The organism is Agromyces seonyuensis, from assembly GCF_009789225.1.
Classification (GTDB): Bacteria; Actinomycetota; Actinomycetes; order Actinomycetales; family Microbacteriaceae; genus Agromyces; species Agromyces seonyuensis.
On record NZ_WSTA01000051.1, the window covers coordinates 1 to 17,865 of the forward strand.

Sequence of the window (17,865 nt, forward strand, 5' to 3'; positions counted from 1 at the left end):
TGGAGAAGGCCATCGAGGGCATCTCCGACATGGCCGACTCGCTGCGCAAGATGCAGCAGGCCATCAAGGACACCGACTCGGCGCTCGCCGGCAACTGACCGACGAACCGTCTCGCGGGGCGCCTCCGATGACGGAGGGGCCCCGCCGGTGTTTCACGGCCATGCGTCGGGCGCCGGTGCGGCACCCTGCGACTTGTCCGGAAGGACGCAGATGCGCATCCTGACCCGTCACCGCTTGCGCCGGCGTCTCCACGCCCCGGCGGGCGATCCCCTCATCGCTCTCGATGAGGCCACGGCGGCCGCGCAGTTCGTCGCGGTGCCCGAGTCCGGCGGTGCCGGCGTCCCCGACGGGCGTCCCGCACGCGGCGAGCGCGCGTAGCGTGGAGGCCATGCCCCGGGAGTTCACCAGGTACGCGCTGATCGCGGCCGGGTTCGCGATCGGGCTGCAGGTCGCCCTCGTGATCGCGGGGTTCGGCTTCGTCTACCTGCTCACGGGCATCCAGCCGATCGGCGACCCCGAGGCGGGCGTGGTCGTCGGGCCGATGGCGGTCGGCGTCTCGACCCTGGCGTTCGGCGCGGTGCTGCTCGCGATCGCGCTGAGCCCCCCGGAACGCCAGCGCGTCCGGATCTGGGCCGGGCTCATCGCCGGGGTCGTCGCGTGGGCGGGCTACGTGATCGCGGGCACGATCGGCCTCGGGGCCGTGCACGGGGAGCTCGGCACGGCGGCGGCCGCGATGCTCGGGGGCGGCTTCGCCTGGATCGTGCTCGTCGCCGGCTGCCTCGTGGGCACGACGTACACGTGGGTGCTCGCCTCGCGTCGCGAAGGCCGCGGTCGGCCGCGCTGGCCGTGGGAGGACGACGCCGACGAGTGAGGCGGCTCAGCGCGCTTCGTCGACGTAGGCCGTGCCGCCGATCCGGATGCCGGCCGCACCGGCCGTGAGCTCGGCCACGCGTGCGGCGAACGCGTCGAGGTCCTCGGGCGGGACCCCGACGTCGATGCGCATGTCCTCGCCGTAGACGACGTCGAGCGGTGGATGTCCGAGGCGCCGTAGCTCCGCGTCGAGCGACGGCCCGCGGTCGTAGTCGGCGGTGAGCGAGACGAGGGTGCGCAGCCCCCGGCGGACGCGCGTCGCGGCCCGCGCGGACTCCTGCACGGAGGCGGTGTAGGCGCGCACGAGCCCGCCGGTGCCGAGCAGGACGCCGCCGAAGTAGCGGGTGACCACCGCGACGACGTCGGAGAGGCCTTCGCCCCTCAGCGCCTCGAGCATCGGCAGGCCGGCGGTACCGCTCGGCTCCCCGTCGTCGCTCGAGCGCGCGAGCTCGCCGCGCGGTCCGATGAGGAACGCCGTGCAGTGGTGGCGGGCGCGGGGCTCGGCGGCGCGCACGCCGGCGATGACGGCGCGCGCCGCATCCTCGTGCTCGACGCGTTCGAGGACGCAGATGAAGCGCGAGCGCTCGATCTCGAGCTCGGTCTCCACGCGGGCGGCGATCGTCGTGTACCCGGCGCCGGTCGCATCCATCCCGCCATTCTCCCGCGGTTCCGGGCCGCGACCCGGCGGGGCCGGTAGCCTGCTCCCGATGGAGGGCTCGATCGAAGCCCGCGTGAGCCGCGAGACGGATCTGTGGCTCGCGTGGCTGCCGCGCTGGCGGCCCGGCACGCACCGCGGCCGGCCGCGGCTCTGCCGACGCTGCTTCGGCTCGCCGATCCTCTCGGCAGCGGGTCTGGACGACGCGCCGCACCCCGTGCAGCACGGGTTCTCGATGCGCATGAAGGGCGTCATCGACCTCGCCGTCGACGACTACACCGAGCGCAACCTGCCGCTGCTCGCCCGCGAGATCCGCCTCGCCGAGGCCCGCAAGTCGAAGCGGCCGTACCGGCCGGGGGAGGGGCTCGACCCCGAGTACCGCGGACTCGACCTCGATCCCGAGGAGACGCCGGGACAGCCGTTCCTGTTCACCCTCGGCGGGCTCGAGCAGGAGGCGGCGGCCGAGGTCGCCGACGCGCCCCCGCGGCCGTTCACCGAGGAGGAGAAGGCCGCGCTGCGCGAGGAGGTGCGCTTGGCCGACGAGTTCGCCAAGCAGCTCGGCCGCCGGGTCTGCGTCGAGCTCTCCCGGCACCGGGACCGCATCGCCGGCGCCGTCGCCCGCGTCGTCGAGCCGCAGATCGCCGAACTCCTCGCCGACCTCGACCGGGAGCTCGACTCGCCCGCCTGGCCCGGCGCCTGAGCGCCCGGGAATGCGCGGGCCGGTTCCTGCGTTGCAATCCGAGGATGACCGGGGCCCGGGTCATCCGCGGATCGACGCCGCTTCGCTGTGAAGCCGCCGGGCAGATCCCGCGGCCATTTGCGCCCTGTATTACGCCCGACTACCATTGACGGGGAATGCGCGTCGTCGCACACCTCTGCCATGTCCGCGAACGGGCCCGCCCGATCGCCCCAAGCCAGAGGAGGCGGCCCGTCGCAGGGAACCGGTCGGCAACACGAAGACCGGGCTATCCCCCACGGCATACCCGCCAGCAAACAGGCCCCGCGATTCCGCGGCGGCCGGCGGGTGCGATGCATGACCATCACCGCTGTCACCGTGCAGCACAAACTCAGGAGAAGAAGTGCCAACTATTCAGCAGTTGGTCCGCAAGGGTCGTTCGCCCAAGGTCACCAAGACCAAGGCTCCCGCCCTGAAGGCCAATCCCCAGCAGCGCGGCGTGTGCACGCGCGTCTACACCACCACCCCGAAGAAGCCGAACTCCGCGCTCCGCAAGGTCGCCCGTGTGAAGCTCTCCAACGGCACCGAGGTCACGGCCTACATCCCCGGTGAGGGCCACAACCTGCAGGAGCACTCGATGGTGCTGGTGCGCGGCGGTCGTGTGAAGGACCTCCCGGGTGTCCGTTACAAGATCATCCGCGGCGCGCTCGACACGCAGGCCGTCAAGAACCGCAAGCAGGCCCGTAGCCGCTACGGCGCGAAGATGGAGAAGAAGTAATGCCTCGCAAGGGTCCCGCTCCGAAGCGCCCCGTCGTCGCCGACCCGGTGTACGGCTCGCCGGTCGTCAGCCAGCTCGTCAACAAGATCCTCATCGACGGCAAGAAGGACCTCGCCCAGCGCATCGTGTACGACGCGCTCGAGGCCGTCGCCGCGAAGTCGGGTCAGGACGCCGTCGCCACGCTCAAGAAGGCGCTCGACAACGTCCGCCCCACCCTCGAGGTGCGCTCGCGCCGCGTCGGCGGTTCGACCTACCAGGTCCCCGTCGAGGTCAAGCCGCACCGCGCCAACACGCTCGCCCTCCGCTGGCTCACGAGCTACGCCAAGGCGCGTCGCGAGAAGACCATGACCGAGCGTCTCACCAACGAGATCCTCGACGCCTCCAACGGCCTCGGCGCCGCGGTGAAGCGCCGTGAGGACACGCACAAGATGGCCGAGTCGAACCGGGCCTTCGCGCACTACCGCTGGTAACCCCTTCGGCGGTCGGGGCGGGTCCGCGACCCGCAGGCCCGCTCCGACCGCCGTCTCAACCGCATCACCCCATCCGGAGGAACCCCCGTGGCACAAGACGTGCTCTCAGACCTGAGCAAGGTCCGCAACATCGGCATCATGGCCCACATCGATGCCGGCAAGACCACCACGACCGAGCGCATCCTGTTCTACACGGGCGTGAACCACAAGATCGGCGAGACCCACGACGGCGCCTCGACGACCGACTGGATGGAGCAGGAGAAGGAGCGCGGCATCACGATCACGTCGGCCGCCGTGACCTGCTTCTGGGCCCCGACCTACGGCGCGAACAACAACGCGAACCGCAACCAGATCAACATCATCGACACCCCCGGCCACGTCGACTTCACGGTCGAGGTCGAGCGTTCGCTCCGCGTCCTCGACGGCGCGGTCGCCGTCTTCGACGGCAAGGAGGGCGTCGAGCCCCAGTCCGAGACCGTCTGGCGTCAGGCCGACAAGTACGACGTCCCCCGCATCTGCTTCGTCAACAAGATGGACAAGCTCGGCGCGGACTTCTACTTCACGGTCGACACGATCGTCTCGCGCCTCGGCGCGAAGCCGCTCGTGCTGCAGCTCCCCATCGGCTCCGAGTCCGACTTCACCGGTGTGGTCGACCTCATCGAGATGCGCGCACTCGTGTGGCCCGGCGACGCCAAGGGCGACGTGACCATGGGCGCCAAGTACGAGGTCCAGGAGATCCCCGCGGACCTCCAGGAGAAGGCCGAGGAGTACCGCCAGGCGCTCCTCGAGACCGTCGCCGAGACCGACGACGCGCTGCTCGAGAAGTTCTTCGGCGGCGAGGAGCTCACCGTCGCCGAGATCAAGGGCGCGATCCGCAAGCTCACGATCAACTCCGAGATCTACCCGGTGCTCTGCGGCTCGGCCTTCAAGAACCGCGGCGTCCAGCCGATGCTCGACGCGGTCGTCGACTACCTGCCGTCGCCGCTCGACGTGCCGGCCGTCGAGGGCACCGACCCCCGCGACGAGGAGAAGATCCTCGTCCGCAAGGCCGACGCGGCCGACCCGTTCGCCGCGCTCGCCTTCAAGGTCGCCGTGCACCCGTTCTTCGGTCGCCTCACCTACGTGCGCGTCTACTCGGGCCACCTCGACTCCGGCGCCGCGGTCATCAACTCGACCAAGGGCAAGAAGGAGCGCATCGGGAAGATCTTCCAGATGCACGCCAACAAGGAGATCCCGGTCGACTCGGTCACCGCGGGCAACATCTACGCCGTGATCGGCCTCAAGGACACGACCACCGGCGACACGCTGTGCGACCCGGACAACCAGGTCGTCCTCGAGTCGATGACCTTCCCCGAGCCCGTCATCGAGGTCGCCATCGAGCCGAAGACCAAGGCCGACCAGGAGAAGCTGGGCACCGCGATCCAGAAGCTCGCCGAGGAAGACCCGACGTTCCGCACCGAGCTCAACCCCGAGACCGGCCAGACGGTCATCAAGGGCATGGGCGAGCTCCACCTCGACATCCTCGTCGACCGCATGAAGCGCGAGTTCAAGGTCGAGGCCAACGTCGGCAAGCCGCAGGTCGCGTACCGCGAGACCATCAAGCGCGCCGTCGAGAAGCACGACTACACGCACAAGAAGCAGACCGGTGGTTCCGGCCAGTTCGCGAAGATCCAGTTCGCGCTGGAGCCGCTCGAGGTCACGGCCGACAAGACGTACGAGTTCGAGAACAAGGTCACCGGTGGCCGCGTTCCGCGCGAGTACATCCCCTCGGTCGACGCCGGTTTCCAGGACGCCATGCAGTACGGCATCCTCGCCGGCTACCCGCTCGTCGGCGTCAAGGGCATCCTGCTCGATGGCGCCGCGCACGACGTCGACTCCTCGGAGATGGCGTTCAAGATCGCCGGTTCGATGGGCTTCAAGGAAGCCGCTCGGAAGGCGAACCCGGTTCTGCTCGAGCCGCTCATGGCCGTCGAGGTCCGCACCCCTGAGGAGTACATGGGTGACGTCATCGGCGACCTGAACTCGCGTCGCGGGCAGATCCAGTCGATGGAGGACGCGGCCGGCGTCAAGGTCATCCGCGCCAACGTCCCGCTCTCGGAGATGTTCGGATACATCGGCGACCTGCGGTCCAAGACCTCGGGCCGTGCCGTGTACTCGATGGAGTTCGAGAGCTACGCGGAGGTCCCGAAGGCTGTCGCCGACGAGATCATCCAGAAGAACAAGGGCGAATAAGCCCCTGTGAGTGCGGACCCAGACGGGTCGCGTAACATATCAACAAACCCTGCTCACCCACCGGCCGCAATCCAGCGCTCGGTGCGGTGGCACGAGTCCTGAGGAGGACCCACAGTGGCTAAGGCCAAGTTCGAGCGGACCAAGCCGCACGTCAACATCGGTACGATCGGTCACGTCGACCACGGCAAGACGACGCTCACCGCCGCCATCTCGAAGGTGCTCGCCGACAAGTACCCGTCGGCCACCAACGTGCAGCGCGACTTCGCGTCGATCGACTCGGCTCCCGAGGAGCGCCAGCGCGGCATCACGATCAACATCTCGCACGTCGAGTACGAGACGCCGAAGCGCCACTACGCGCACGTCGACGCCCCGGGTCACGCCGACTACATCAAGAACATGATCACCGGTGCGGCTCAGATGGACGGCGCGATCCTCGTGGTCGCCGCCACCGACGGCCCCATGGCGCAGACGCGCGAGCACGTCCTGCTCGCCAAGCAGGTCGGCGTGCCCTACCTGCTCGTCGCGCTCAACAAGGCCGACATGGTCGACGACGAGGAGATCCTGGAGCTCGTCGAGCTCGAGGTCTCCGAGCTGCTCGCCAGCCAGGGCTTCGCCGAGGACGCCCCCGTCGTCCGCGTTTCCGGTCTCAAGGCGCTCGAGGGCGACGAGAAGTGGACGCAGTCCATCCTCGACCTCATGGAGGCCGTCGACAGCAACATCCCCGACCCGGTGCGTGACAAGGACAAGCCGTTCCTCATGCCCATCGAGGACGTCTTCACCATCACCGGCCGTGGCACGGTCGTCACGGGTCGCGCCGAGCGCGGCACGCTGAAGATCAACTCCGAGGTCGAGATCGTCGGCATCCGCCCGACGCAGAAGACCACGGTCACGGGCATCGAGATGTTCCACAAGCAGCTCGACGAGGCCTGGGCCGGCGAGAACTGCGGTCTCCTCCTCCGCGGCACCAAGCGCGAGGACGTCGAGCGCGGCCAGGTCGTCGTGCAGCCGGGTTCGGTCACCCCCCACACCAACTTCGAGGGCACTGCCTACATCCTCTCGAAGGACGAGGGCGGCCGTCACAACCCGTTCTACGCGAACTACCGTCCGCAGTTCTACTTCCGCACCACGGACGTCACCGGCGTCATCACGCTGCCCGAGGGCACCGAGATGGTCATGCCCGGCGACACCACCGACATGACGGTCGAGCTCATCCAGCCGATCGCCATGGAGGAGGGCCTCGGCTTCGCCATCCGCGAGGGTGGTCGCACGGTCGGTGCCGGTACGGTCACCAGCATCATCAAGTAAGTCCGCTTACTGATCTGCGAGAGCGGGGTCGGGCCTTCGGGTCCGGCCCCGCTTTCGTGCGCGCGGGGTGCGGCGCTCGCCGGCCGGACCCGGACTGGGGGCGCGCGCAAGCGCTCCGTCGGCTAGCGTCGGAAGCCGACCCGATTGCGAGGAACGTTGCCGAGACTCTCCGTGCTCATGTCGGCGAAGGACGCCGCCGCCACGATCCGCTCGGCGATGCGCTCGACGCTGCGGGCGATGCCCCGCGACGCCGAACTCGTCGTGCTCGACGACGGCTCGACGGACGCCACCGGCGAGATCGCCGACTCGCTCGGCGACCGCCGCGTGCAGGTGCTCCGGCAGGAGACGAACATCGGGATCTCGGCCGCCCGGCGCCGCCTGCTGGCGGAGACCGACTCGCCGCTCGTCGCCGTCATGGATGCCGATGACGTCAGCCTGCCGTGGCGCTTCGCGGTGCAGACCCGCGCGGTCGACGCCGGCGCGGACCTCGTCGTCGCGCCGTGCGTGAACTTCCGCCGCTCGCCGTTCCGGCTGCGGCCGGGCAACCCCGCGCCGATCACCGCGGCCGCGATGCCGCTGCACCTCGTGCTCGGCTGTCCGCTCGTGCATCCCACGCTCGTCGCGAAGCGCAGTGCGCTCGAGGCCGTCGGCGGCTATCGGGCCGATGCGGTCGCGGAGGACTACGACCTCTACCTGCGCGCCGCGGCGGCCGGGCTCCGGCTCGTGCGCGTCGGCACTCCGGTGCTCGCGTATCGGCTGCACGACTCCCAGACGAGCGGCAACGCGGCGTACCACCGACGAGCCGACGCGGACCTGGGGCTCGAGGCGTCGTTCCAGGACTTCGTGCGAGCGGAGTTCGGACCGGAGGCGGCCCTGCTCGCGGTCGACGACGGGCTCGACGATCCGGCCGTCGCCCGCACGCTCGTGCGCGCCGAGTTCGATCGCCGCGGTCTCGACCGCCGCCAGCGTTCGCTCGTCGCCCGGTACTTCCGGCACCAACGGGGTGAAGCGCTCTGAGCCCCGCCCACGGCGGTTCCGCTCAGTTCGGTACGGCGGCCGCGTGCCCGGGCTCGACGGCGGCATCGACGATCGCGTGCGCGACGTCGATCTGCTCGCCGATCGAGCGCTCGACGGTGCAGCCGCGATCGATCGAGGCCCGGATGACGCGTTCGAGCGTCGCACGGGCGTCGTCGTCGAGCCCGCCGAGGTCGAGCACGATCTCCTCGACGACGCGGTCGTAGCGGTTCTCGGCGTTCGAGGCGCCGTGCACCCAGACGGTCACCGCCGCGTCCTCGCCGAGCCGGCGGGCGATGCCGCGGTCGGCCGACATGCCGGCGCATCCCGCGAGCGCGAGCTTGAGCAGCTCACCCGGCGAGAAGTGACCGGGCGTCCCGGCCGGTCCGATGAGGATGCTCGTGCCCGACTCGTTACGGCCCTCGAAGGTTCGTTCGCCGGTGCGGGCCACCGAGACGCTGCCGTGCGCGACGTTGTCGGTCGGCACATGGACGGGCGCGCCGATGCCGCGGCCGAGCTCGGATTCCGGGTCTTCGCATTCGCGTTCCATCCGTGCATTGTCGTGGACTTCCGGTCCGGCCGTGTCGCGCACGCCGACTCTGGTGCAGGATGGGCGGTGCAGAGGGGGTGCGATGGGGGAATCGACGCTGTCGGCGGGGCGACGTCGGGCGACGTCGGCCGTGGCGGCGGGCTCGTTGCTCGGGATCACCCTGGTCGCGTACTGGTTCGCGGTGCTCACGCCGTTCGGGCAGAGCGTGGACGCGGCGGCCTTCGGCGCGATCGCGCCGTTGCAGTTGACGATCGGCGGGGCCGCTGCGGTGGTGCGGCAGGTCGGCATCGTCGTGCTGCTCGGGATGGTCGGCGTGCTGTGGGTGCGCGCGATCGTGCGACGTCGCTTCGACGCCGTGGTGCGCGCGTTCCTCGGCCTCGGGTTCGCCGCGATCGTCGGCAGTGCGTTGAAGGACCTGCTGCCCCGGCCGCTGCTCGGCGACTACGGCTACCTCTACAACACCTTCCCGAGCGGTCATGCGGCGGCGTCGGCCGCCGCGCTCGGGTGCGTGGCCGTGCTCGCGCCGCCCGGCCGCGCCAAGGCGCCGGTCATCGCCGTCGCGGGGTTCCTCGCGCTGACGGTCACGTCGGCCTCGCTCACGAGCTTCGCGCATCGGCCGTCCGACCTGCTCGGCGGTGCGTGCTTCGGCGCGGGCATCGTCGCACTGGCCTGGTTCGGCCGGTCCACGCCGTTCGCGCGGGCACCGCTGCTCGGCGTCGTCGGTGCGCTGGCGCTCCTCGTCGCCCTCGGCATGGTCGTCGTACCGGCGTTCGGGGACGGGCTCTCGGCCGCGGTCGTGGGGATCGCCGGGTGGTACGCGCTCGGCGGCATCCCGGTGATCGCGGTGCTCGGCGTCGTGCCGGCCGGGGCGCTCGAGGCCGATCGGCGCGCGAGTGCGACGTCCGAGCCCGTGTCAGCGGCGCGAGGCGACTGAGCGAGACGCGAGGACGTCGGTCCAGGCGGCGCCGACGACCCGCGCGGTCGTGGCGATCGTGTAGTCCGCGAGCGCGCGTCCGCGTGCGGCCTCGGCGAACTCGGCCGCTTCATCGGGATGACGCGCGAGCCAGGCCATGGCGGCTGCGAGCGCCGCGGGGTCGCCGGGTCGCGCGAGCAGGCCGAAGGACGTGCGGCGGACGCCGGGCGCGAGCACGACGCCCGTCTCGGCGTCGCCGCCGAGGATCTCGGCGGCTCCGGCCGCGTCGGCCGCGACCACCGGCACGCCCGAGAGCATCGCCTCGACGAGCACCTGCCCGAACGGCTCGGGCACGGGGGAGGCATGCACGAGCACGTCGAGGCCGGCGATCGCCGCGAAGGGATCGTCGACCCAGCCGGTGAACTCGACGCGCTCGCCGAGCCCGAGGCGCTCCGTCGCGTCGCGGACGCCGGCCGCGTAGTCCGCGTCGTTGAAGAGGGCGTCCCCCAGCACGGCGAATCGGGCGTTCGAGCCGTCGGCGACGAGGAGGCCCGCGGCCTGCACGAACTCGAGCTGCCCCTTCGTCGGCGCGATGCGGCCCAGGAGGCCGAACCGGACGGGCTCGGCATCGTCGCGCCGGAGAGCGGGGGAGTTCGCCGGCGAGTTCGCCGGCGAGTCGGCCGGGGCCGGGGCGATCGACCCCGGATGCGCGACGACGCCGCGCACACCGGGCACGGTCGAGAGCGTCGCCGCGGAGTTCGCGACGACGAGGCGGGGGCCGAACCGAGCGAGCAGCCGGAGGGCGCCGACGAGCGGGCGCGGGAGGTAGTCGTCGGCGATGCGGTCGTGCAGGTGCCACACCCACCGCCGGCCCGCCAACGGGGCGGCGATCGCGCAGAGGATCGCCGACTTCAGCGAGTTGGCGACCACGAGCTCGGCGCCGGAGCCGCGCACCGCCCGCACGATCCGGGGCACGAGCCGCACCGTGTCGAGCGCGTTGCGCAGCAGGGCGAGCGGCGTCGCGGCGGCGTCGTCGCGGCCGACCGAGGTCAGGCGATCGGATGCCTCGAGCACCGCGACCTCGACGCCCGCGGCGCGCAGCCGCGGCACGAGGGGGCCGTCGGCCAGGAGCAGCACCCGGACCCGGAACGCCTCCGGGTCGAGTTCGCCGAGGAGCGTCGCGAGCGCCGCCTCGGCGCCCCCGAGCGCGGCGGTGTGATCGATCGCGACGACGGTCCGGGGCACGACGGCCAGGGTAGCGGAATCCTCGTGCGGGGCGGCCTGCGGCGCCTCCTGGACGCTCGCTCGGCGGGGCACGGCACGGCGTTGTCTGCGAAGGGCCTGGGACTGCGACACGCCCGGGTTGCACGGTTCGCCCCGGCATGGCAAAATAGTTGAGTTCAACATTTCGCGGCGTGCGTCCAGCGTGCGCCCCGGATCACTGCCAGGGCAGTGCATAGCCACCACGATACGCGGTCCCCCCGCGGGCGATATCGAAGGTTCGGGCTAGGCCGCGGGCAGAGAACACCACCGACACCTACCGAACGCAGGGACACCTGTGTGCTCGGAGCGAGGGCGACACGCCCGAGCGCGGGGGTCGGCGGATGGCACGGGTCGAGCGTGTCGACATCACGGGCGGAAGCCCGCGGTGGTGCGGACAGGCTCGATCGGAAAGCCGTTGACAGCAGAACAGTGGTGCGCACATGCACTGCGCGGCGTCCAATGCCCTCGGAAGGGGTACGACGCCTTGACAGAGAGAGAGTCAGCAATGGCGGGACAGAAGATCCGCATTCGCTTGAAGTCGTACGACCACGAGGTCATCGACACCTCGGCCCGGAAGATCGTCGACACGGTGACCCGCGCGGGCGCCACGGTCGTCGGCCCCGTGCCGCTTCCGACGGAGAAGAACGTGGTCGTCGTGATCCGTTCGCCCCACAAGTACAAGGACAGCCGCGAGCACTTCGAGAAGCGCACGCACAAGCGCCTCATCGACATCGTCGACCCGACCCCGAAGGCCGTCGACTCGCTCATGCGCCTCGACCTCCCGGCCGACGTCAACATCGAGATCAAGCTCTGAGGTAGATGATGTCCACCACTACGAAGATCCAGAAGGGCCTGCTGGGCACCAAGCTCGGCATGACCCAGGTGTGGGACGAGAACAACAAGCTCGTTCCCGTGACCGTCATCGAGATCGCGCCGAACGTCGTGACGCAGATCCGCTCCGTCGAGCAGGACGGCTACCAGGCCGTGCAGATCGCCGCGGGCGCCATCGACCCCCGCAAGGTCACCCAGCCCCTCACCGGCCACTTCAAGGCCGCCGGCGTCACCCCCCGCCGCCACGTCACCGAGGTCCGCACCGCGGACGCCGCTGACTACGCGCTCGGCCAGGAGCTGACCGCCGAGGGCACCTTCGAGGCCGGCCAGCTGGTCGACGTCGTCGGCACCAGCAAGGGCAAGGGCTTCGCGGGCGTCATGAAGCGTCACAACTTCAAGGGCGTCTCCGCCTCGCACGGTTCGCACCGCAACCACCGCAAGCCCGGTTCGATCGGCGCCTCCTCGACCCCCAGCCGTGTCTTCAAGGGCATGCGCATGGCCGGTCGCATGGGCGGCGAGCGCGTCACCGTGCTGAACCTCCGCGTGCACGCGGTCGACGCCGAGAAGGGTCTGCTGCTCGTCAAGGGCGCCGTCCCCGGCGCGCGCGGCCGCACCGTTTTCGTCCGCAACGCTGTGAAGGGGGCGTAGTCCATGGCTACCGCGACCAACACCATCGACGTCCTCGACCTCGCCGGCAAGAAGTCCGGTTCCGTCGAGCTGCCCGCCGAGCTCTTCGACGTGCAGACCAACGTCCCGCTCATCCACCAGGTCGTCGTCGCCCAGCTCGCCGCAGCGCGTCAGGGCACGCACAAGACCAAGACCCGCGGCGAGGTCTCCGGCGCCGGCCGCAAGCCCTTCAAGCAGAAGGGCACGGGCCGCGCCCGTCAGGGCTCGATCCGCGCGCCGCACATGACCGGCGGCGGCGTCGTCCACGGCCCGCAGCCGCGCGACTACTCGCAGCGCACCCCCAAGAAGATGATCGCCGCGGCGCTCCTCGGCTCGCTCTCGGACCGCGCCCGCGGTTCGCGCCTGCACGCCGTCGAGGCCTTCGCCGGTGAGACCCCCAAGACGAAGGACGCCGTCGCGCTCCTCGCCGCGGTGGCCCCCCAGGCGAAGCGCGTCCTCGTGGTGCTGACCCGCGACGAGCTCGTCTCGGAGCGTGCGGTCCGCAACATCCCGACCGTGCACGCGCTGCCGGTCGACCAGCTCAACGCCTACGACGTGCTCGTCTCCGACGACATCGTCTTCAGCGCCGCCGCGCTCGAGGCGTTCATCGCCGCGAAGACGGCGAAGAAGGAAGAGGTCTCCGCATGAGCGCCGCACACAACAAGGACCCGCGCGACATCATCATCGCGCCGGTCGTGTCGGAGAAGAGCTACAACCTGATCGACGAGGGCAAGTACACGTTCATCGTGGACCCCCGCTCGAACAAGACCGAGATCAAGCTCGCCATCGAGAAGATCTTCAAGGTCGAGGTGGCGTCGATCAACACGCTCAACCGTCAGGGCAAGACGCGTCGCACGCGCTTCGGCATCGGCAAGCGCAAGGACACCAAGCGCGCGATCGTCACCCTCAAGTCCGGCTCGATCGACATCTTCACGGCTGTCGGCTGAGGATAGAGGAAACCAGAATGGCTATTCGCAAGTACAAGCCGACGACCCCCGGTCGTCGCGGTTCGTCGGTCGCCGACTTCGCCGAGATCACTCGGTCGACGCCCGAGAAGTCGCTGCTGCGCCCCCTGTCCAAGACCGGTGGCCGCAACAACCAGGGTCGCATCACGACCCGTCACATCGGTGGTGGCCACAAGCGCCAGTACCGCGTGATCGACTTCCGTCGCAACGACAAGGACGGCGTGCCGGCCAAGGTCGCTCACATCGAGTACGACCCCAACCGCACCGCCCGCATCGCGCTGATCCACTACATCGACGGCACGAAGCGCTACATCATCGCTCCGGACAAGCTCAAGCAGGGCGACCCGATCGAGGCCGGCCCCGGTGCCGACATCAAGCCGGGCAACAACCTCCCGCTGCGCAACATCCCGACCGGTACGGTCATCCACGCGATCGAGCTCCGCCCCGGCGGCGGCGCCAAGATCGCCCGTTCGGCGGGCGCCTCGGTGCGTCTCGTCGCGAAGGACGGCCCCTACGCCCAGCTGCGTCTCCCCTCGGGCGAGATCCGCAACGTCGACGCGCGCTGCCGCGCCACGATCGGCGAGGTCGGCAACGCCGAGCAGTCGAACATCAACTGGGGCAAGGCCGGCCGCAAGCGCTGGTTGGGCGTCCGCCCGACCGTCCGCGGTGTCGCGATGAACCCGGTCGACCACCCGCACGGTGGTGGTGAGGGCAAGACCTCCGGTGGTCGTCACCCGGTCAGCCCCTGGGGCCAGTCCGAGGGCCGCACCCGTCGCCCCAACAAGGAAAGCGACAAGCTCATCGTCCGCCGCCGCAACGTCGGCAAGAAGCGCAAGTAGGAGTTCCGAAGATGCCTCGCAGTCTCAAGAAGGGCCCCTTCGTCGACAACCACCTGCTCCGCAAGGTGGACGTGGCGAACGAAGCCGGTTCCAAGAACGTCATCAAGACCTGGTCGCGCCGCTCGATGATCGTCCCCAGCATGCTGGGTCACACGATCGCCGTGCACGACGGCCGCAAGCACATCCCGGTGTTCGTCACCGAGAGCATGGTGGGCCACAAGCTCGGCGAGTTCGCGCCCACCCGCACCTTCCGTGGACACGTGAAGGACGACAAGAAGGGTCGCCGCCGCTGACGCGGGGGCGAAAAGGAGGAGAGAAATGGTGGAGTCGATCGCACGCGTGCGTCACATCCGCGTGACCCCCATGAAGGCCCGCCGCGTCGTCAACCTGATCCGCGGCAAGCAGGCCCAGGAGGCCCTGGCCATCCTGAAGTTCGCGCCCCAGGGTGCGAGCGAGCCGGTGTACAAGCTCGTCGCTTCCGCGATCGCGAACGCTCGCGTGAAGGCGGACGCCTCGAACACCTACCTGGACGAGCAGGACCTCTACATCGCGAAGGCGTACGTCGACGAGGGCACCACCCTCAAGCGTTTCCAGCCTCGCGCCCAGGGTCGTGCCTTCCGCATCAACAAGCGCACGAGCCACATCACCGTGGTCCTCGCCACGCCCGAGGAGGGTACGAAGTAATGGGTCAGAAGGTCAACCCGTACGGCTTCCGTCTGGGCATCACCACCGACCACGTGTCGCGGTGGTTCTCCGACTCGACGAAGCCCGGTCAGCGCTACGCCGACTACCTCGCCGAGGACGTCAAGATCCGTCGTCTGCTCCAGACGTCGCTCGACCGCGCCGGCGTGAGCCGCATCGAGATCGAGCGCACCCGCGACCGCGTCCGCGTGGACATCCACACGGCGCGTCCCGGCATCGTCATCGGCCGCCGTGGCGCCGAGGCCGAGCGCATCCGCGCCGACCTCGAGAAGCTCTCCGGCAAGCAGATCCAGCTGAACATCCTCGAGGTCAAGAACCCCGAGGCCGACGCTCAGCTCGTCGCCCAGGGCATCGCCGAGCAGCTCTCCGCCCGCGTGGCCTTCCGCCGCGCGATGCGCAAGGGCCTGCAGGGCGCCCAGCGCGCCGGTGCCAAGGGCATCCGCATCCAGGTCTCCGGCCGTCTCGGCGGCGCCGAGATGAGCCGCTCGGAGTTCTACCGCGAAGGCCGTGTGCCCCTGCACACGCTCCGCGCGAACATCGACTACGGCTTCTACGAGGCGAAGACCACCTTCGGCCGCATCGGCGTGAAGGTCTGGATCTACAAGGGCGACATCACCAACAAGGAGCTCGCCCGCGAGCAGGCTTCGATGAAGCCCTCGCGCGGCGACCGCAACGACCGCCCCCGTCGTGCCCCGCGCACGCAGGAGCCGGCGGCAGCAGGAGTTGAGGCATAACCATGTTGATTCCCCGTCGAGTCAAGCACCGTAAGCAGCACCACCCCGGCCGTTCGGGCCAGGCCACCGGCGGCACGAAGGTCTCCTTCGGCGAGTTCGGCATCCAGGCCCTGACCCCCGCGTACGTGACCAACCGTCAGATCGAGTCCGCTCGTATCGCCATGACGCGTCACATCAAGCGCGGCGGCAAGGTGTGGATCAACATCTACCCCGACCGTCCGCTCACGAAGAAGCCGGCCGAAACCCGCATGGGTTCCGGTAAGGGTTCGCCCGAGTGGTGGGTCGCCAACGTCAAGCCGGGTCGGGTCCTCTTCGAGGTCTCCGGCGTCTCCGAGGAACTCGCTCGTGAGGCCATGACCCGTGCAATCCACAAGCTGCCCCTCAAGGCACGCATCATCAAGCGCGAGGAGGGCGACGCGTAATGGCTGTCGGAACGAAGGAGCTTGCCCCGAGCGAGCTCGATGCCTTCGAGGACGAGCGCCTCGTCGAAGAGCTGAAGAAGGCCAAGGAGGAGCTGTTCAACCTGCGCTTCCAGTCGGCCACGGGTCAGCTCGAGAGCCACGGGCGTCTGCGCGCAGTCAAGCGCGACATCGCCCGTATCTACACGGTCATCCGTGAGCGCGAGCTGGGCATCCGTGCCACGCCCGCCCCCGTCGAGGTCCCGGCCCCGGCGAAGAAGTCCACCAAGAAGGCCAAGGCTGCTGAGGCCGACGCCGAGACGAAGGAGGCCTGAACATGGCTGAGACCAAGAAGGCCGCTCCGGCCGAGGTCGCCGAGTCGGCCGACCTCGTCCGTGGCTACCGCAAGGTCCGTCGTGGTTACGTCGTCAGCGACAAGATGGAGAAGACCATCGTCGTCGAGGTCGAGGACCGCGTGAAGCACCCCCTGTACGGCAAGGTCATCCGCCGTACCTCGAAGATCAAGGCGCACGACGAGCAGAACACCGCCGGCATCGGCGACCTGGTCGTCATCAGCGAGACCCGTCCGCTCTCGGCGACGAAGCGTTGGCGTCTCGTCGAGATCGTGGAGAAGGCGAAGTAACCGATGATCCAGCAGGAATCCCGCCTCAAGGTCGCCGATAACACCGGCGCCAAGGAGCTCCTCACCATCCGCGTGCTCGGCGGCTCCAAGCGCCGCTACGCGGGCGTGGGCGACATCATCGTCGCCACGGTCAAGGACGCGATCCCCGGCGGCAACGTCAAGAAGGGCGATGTGGTCAAGGCCGTCGTCGTCCGCACTGTGAAGCAGACCCGTCGACCCGACGGCTCGTACATCAAGTTCGACGAGAACGCCGCAGTGATCCTCAAGAACACCGACGGTGACCCCCGTGGCACCCGCATCTTCGGCCCGGTCGGCCGCGAGCTGCGCGACCGGAAGTTCATGAAGATCGTGTCGCTGGCGCCGGAGGTCATCTAGTCATGGCGAACATCAAGAAGGACGACCTGGTCCAGGTCATCTCGGGCAAGGACAGCGGCAAGCAGGGTCGTGTCATCGAGGTGATCCCCGCCGAGAACCGCGTCGTGGTCGAGGGCGTCAACTACGTCACCAAGCACGTGAAGGTCGGCCAGACCCAGCGCGGCACCAAGACCGGCGGCATCGAGACCCACGAAGCCCCCATCCACGTCTCCAACGTCGCGATCGTCGACCCGGAGTCGAAGAAGCCGACCCGTGTCGGCTTCCGCAACGAAACCGTGACGAAGGACGGCGTCGAGAAGACGGTCCGCGTTCGTTACGCCAAGAAGTCAGGTAAGGACCTCTAATGACTGAGACTGCCGTGGAGGCTGGCAAAATCCAGCCCCGCCTGAAGCAGAAGTACCGCGGCGAGATCGTCAAGGGCCTCACGGAGCAGTTCGAGTACACGAACGTGCACCAGGTCCCCGGTCTCGTGAAGATCGTGGTCAACATGGGTGTCGGCGAAGCCGCGCGCGATGGCAAGGTCATCGACGGCGCGATCGCGGACCTCACGAAGATCACCGGTCAGAAGCCGCAGGTCACGAAGGCTCGCAAGTCGATCGCCCAGTTCAAGCTCCGCGAGGGTCAGCCCATCGGCACCCACGTGACGCTGCGCGGCGACCGCATGTGGGAGTTCCTCGACCGTCTGCTCTCGCTCGCCCTGCCCCGTATCCGCGACTTCCGCGGCCTCTCGGACAAGCAGTTCGACGGGAACGGCAACTACACGTTCGGTCTCACGGAGCAGTCCGTGTTCCACGAGATCGACCAGGACAAGATCGACCGCGTCCGCGGCATGGACATCACTGTGGTGACCACCGCCAAGTCGGACGACGAGGGCCGCGCGCTGCTCCGCTCGCTCGGTTTCCCGTTCACGTCGAACAACCAGGCGGACTGAGTACCGTCGATTAGGATGCTCCGGGCCGCGCGACCCGCGAGGGCAGCGCGCCCGG

General features: G+C 69.5%; 26 protein-coding genes. 23 read left to right on the forward strand and 3 right to left on the reverse strand.

Translation table 11 applies throughout. The features are described from left to right. Window positions 1–210: 210 nt before the first annotated feature. A complete protein-coding gene (locus GB864_RS11610) occupies window positions 211–378 on the forward strand; it encodes a hypothetical protein (protein ID WP_160425204.1) in 168 nt (55 codons plus the stop codon). Window positions 379–388: 10 nt separating this feature from the next. Beyond that, window positions 389–871, forward strand: coding sequence for a DUF6121 family protein (locus tag GB864_RS11615; protein ID WP_160425205.1), 483 nt, complete (start codon window positions 389–391; stop codon window positions 869–871). Window positions 872–877: 6 nt separating this feature from the next. Here GB864_RS11615 and GB864_RS11620 read toward each other — a convergent pair whose 3' ends face one another. After that, window positions 878–1,519: a YigZ family protein gene (locus GB864_RS11620; RefSeq protein ID WP_160425207.1), complete on the reverse strand. Its 642-nt coding sequence runs from the start codon at window positions 1,517–1,519 to the stop codon at window positions 878–880. 58 nt (window positions 1,520–1,577) lie between these two features. Between GB864_RS11620 and GB864_RS11625 the strand changes: the two genes are divergently transcribed. From GB864_RS11625 to GB864_RS11650, 6 genes are all read left to right on the forward strand, one after another. Further along, window positions 1,578–2,225, forward strand: a complete 648-nt coding sequence (locus GB864_RS11625) for a spermidine/putrescine ABC transporter substrate-binding protein (RefSeq protein ID WP_160425209.1) — start codon at window positions 1,578–1,580, stop codon at window positions 2,223–2,225. Between the two features lie 379 nt (window positions 2,226–2,604). Next, entirely contained in the window at window positions 2,605–2,979 is a 375-nt protein-coding gene (rpsL, locus tag GB864_RS11630) for a 30S ribosomal protein S12 (protein WP_022889720.1), read from the forward strand. Next, a complete protein-coding gene (gene rpsG, locus GB864_RS11635) occupies window positions 2,979–3,449 on the forward strand; it encodes a 30S ribosomal protein S7 (RefSeq protein ID WP_160425211.1) in 471 nt (156 codons plus the stop codon). Before rpsL ends, rpsG begins: the two co-directional genes overlap by 1 nt. A gap of 87 nt (window positions 3,450–3,536) precedes the next feature. After that, window positions 3,537–5,681, forward strand: coding sequence for an elongation factor G (gene fusA, locus GB864_RS11640; protein WP_160425213.1), 2,145 nt, complete (start codon window positions 3,537–3,539; stop codon window positions 5,679–5,681). A 114-nt stretch (window positions 5,682–5,795) separates the two neighbouring features. Further along, a complete protein-coding gene (gene tuf, locus GB864_RS11645; protein ID WP_160425215.1) occupies window positions 5,796–6,986 on the forward strand; it encodes an elongation factor Tu in 1,191 nt (396 codons plus the stop codon). 156 nt (window positions 6,987–7,142) lie between these two features. After that, window positions 7,143–8,003, forward strand: coding sequence for a glycosyltransferase family 2 protein (locus GB864_RS11650; RefSeq protein ID WP_160425217.1), 861 nt, complete (start codon window positions 7,143–7,145; stop codon window positions 8,001–8,003). 22 nt (window positions 8,004–8,025) lie between these two features. On the opposite strand, the gene GB864_RS11655 is transcribed toward GB864_RS11650, so the two are convergent. Beyond that, window positions 8,026–8,550: an OsmC family protein gene (locus GB864_RS11655; protein WP_160425218.1), complete on the reverse strand. Its 525-nt coding sequence runs from the start codon at window positions 8,548–8,550 to the stop codon at window positions 8,026–8,028. A gap of 82 nt (window positions 8,551–8,632) precedes the next feature. Here GB864_RS11655 and GB864_RS11660 point away from each other — a divergent pair, with 82 nt between their 5' ends. Further along, window positions 8,633–9,484 (forward strand): phosphatase PAP2 family protein, encoded by an 852-nt coding sequence (locus tag GB864_RS11660; protein ID WP_160425220.1) that lies wholly within the window; start codon window positions 8,633–8,635, stop codon window positions 9,482–9,484. Here GB864_RS11660 and GB864_RS11665 read toward each other — a convergent pair. Next, window positions 9,464–10,708 (reverse strand): glycosyltransferase, encoded by a 1,245-nt coding sequence (locus GB864_RS11665; protein ID WP_160425222.1) that lies wholly within the window; start codon window positions 10,706–10,708, stop codon window positions 9,464–9,466. The two genes, GB864_RS11660 and GB864_RS11665, sit on opposite strands and share 21 nt — an antisense overlap. Window positions 10,709–11,231: 523 nt before the next feature. Here GB864_RS11665 and rpsJ point away from each other — a divergent pair. The 14 genes from rpsJ to rplE are packed head-to-tail and all read left to right on the forward strand — an operon-like array spanning window position 11,232 to window position 17,810. After that, window positions 11,232–11,540, forward strand: a complete 309-nt coding sequence (rpsJ, locus tag GB864_RS11670; protein ID WP_043593369.1) for a 30S ribosomal protein S10 — start codon at window positions 11,232–11,234, stop codon at window positions 11,538–11,540. 8 nt (window positions 11,541–11,548) lie between these two features. Continuing rightward, the gene (rplC, locus tag GB864_RS11675; RefSeq protein ID WP_236779072.1) at window positions 11,549–12,205 is read left to right on the forward strand and encodes a 50S ribosomal protein L3; all 657 of its coding nucleotides are present in this window, start codon (window positions 11,549–11,551) and stop codon (window positions 12,203–12,205) included. Window positions 12,206–12,208: 3 nt separating this feature from the next. After that, window positions 12,209–12,871 carry a 50S ribosomal protein L4 gene (rplD, locus tag GB864_RS11680; RefSeq protein ID WP_160425226.1) on the forward strand — a complete coding sequence of 221 codons (663 nt, stop codon included), beginning with the start codon at window positions 12,209–12,211 and terminating at the stop codon, window positions 12,869–12,871. Beyond that, window positions 12,868–13,170 (forward strand): 50S ribosomal protein L23, encoded by a 303-nt coding sequence (rplW, locus tag GB864_RS11685; RefSeq protein WP_160425228.1) that lies wholly within the window; start codon window positions 12,868–12,870, stop codon window positions 13,168–13,170. Before rplD ends, rplW begins: the two co-directional genes overlap by 4 nt. Before the next feature lie 17 nt (window positions 13,171–13,187). Next, window positions 13,188–14,027 carry a 50S ribosomal protein L2 gene (gene rplB, locus GB864_RS11690; RefSeq protein ID WP_160425230.1) on the forward strand — a complete coding sequence of 280 codons (840 nt, stop codon included), beginning with the start codon at window positions 13,188–13,190 and terminating at the stop codon, window positions 14,025–14,027. Window positions 14,028–14,038: 11 nt separating this feature from the next. After that, a complete protein-coding gene (gene rpsS, locus GB864_RS11695; protein ID WP_160425232.1) occupies window positions 14,039–14,320 on the forward strand; it encodes a 30S ribosomal protein S19 in 282 nt (93 codons plus the stop codon). A gap of 25 nt (window positions 14,321–14,345) precedes the next feature. Beyond that, window positions 14,346–14,711 (forward strand): 50S ribosomal protein L22, encoded by a 366-nt coding sequence (gene rplV, locus GB864_RS11700; protein WP_160425234.1) that lies wholly within the window; start codon window positions 14,346–14,348, stop codon window positions 14,709–14,711. Beyond that, the gene (gene rpsC, locus GB864_RS11705; protein ID WP_160425236.1) at window positions 14,711–15,463 is read left to right on the forward strand and encodes a 30S ribosomal protein S3; all 753 of its coding nucleotides are present in this window, start codon (window positions 14,711–14,713) and stop codon (window positions 15,461–15,463) included. Before rplV ends, rpsC begins: the two co-directional genes overlap by 1 nt. Window positions 15,464–15,465: 2 nt before the next feature. Then, window positions 15,466–15,885 carry a 50S ribosomal protein L16 gene (gene rplP / locus GB864_RS11710; protein ID WP_055894786.1) on the forward strand — a complete coding sequence of 140 codons (420 nt, stop codon included), beginning with the start codon at window positions 15,466–15,468 and terminating at the stop codon, window positions 15,883–15,885. Beyond that, window positions 15,885–16,196: a 50S ribosomal protein L29 gene (gene rpmC, locus GB864_RS18775; RefSeq protein WP_160425239.1), complete on the forward strand. Its 312-nt coding sequence runs from the start codon at window positions 15,885–15,887 to the stop codon at window positions 16,194–16,196. The genes rplP and rpmC overlap by 1 nt, the downstream gene beginning before the upstream one ends. 2 nt (window positions 16,197–16,198) lie before the next feature. Continuing rightward, window positions 16,199–16,504, forward strand: a complete 306-nt coding sequence (gene rpsQ, locus GB864_RS11720) for a 30S ribosomal protein S17 (RefSeq protein ID WP_160425241.1) — start codon at window positions 16,199–16,201, stop codon at window positions 16,502–16,504. A 3-nt stretch (window positions 16,505–16,507) separates the two neighbouring features. Continuing rightward, the gene (rplN, locus tag GB864_RS11725) at window positions 16,508–16,879 is read left to right on the forward strand and encodes a 50S ribosomal protein L14 (protein WP_160425243.1); all 372 of its coding nucleotides are present in this window, start codon (window positions 16,508–16,510) and stop codon (window positions 16,877–16,879) included. A gap of 2 nt (window positions 16,880–16,881) precedes the next feature. Beyond that, window positions 16,882–17,223 carry a 50S ribosomal protein L24 gene (gene rplX / locus GB864_RS11730; protein ID WP_160425245.1) on the forward strand — a complete coding sequence of 114 codons (342 nt, stop codon included), beginning with the start codon at window positions 16,882–16,884 and terminating at the stop codon, window positions 17,221–17,223. After that, window positions 17,223–17,810, forward strand: coding sequence for a 50S ribosomal protein L5 (gene rplE, locus GB864_RS11735; RefSeq protein ID WP_160425247.1), 588 nt, complete (start codon window positions 17,223–17,225; stop codon window positions 17,808–17,810). The genes rplX and rplE overlap by 1 nt, the downstream gene beginning before the upstream one ends. The last annotated feature ends 55 nt before the right edge of the window (window positions 17,811–17,865 follow it).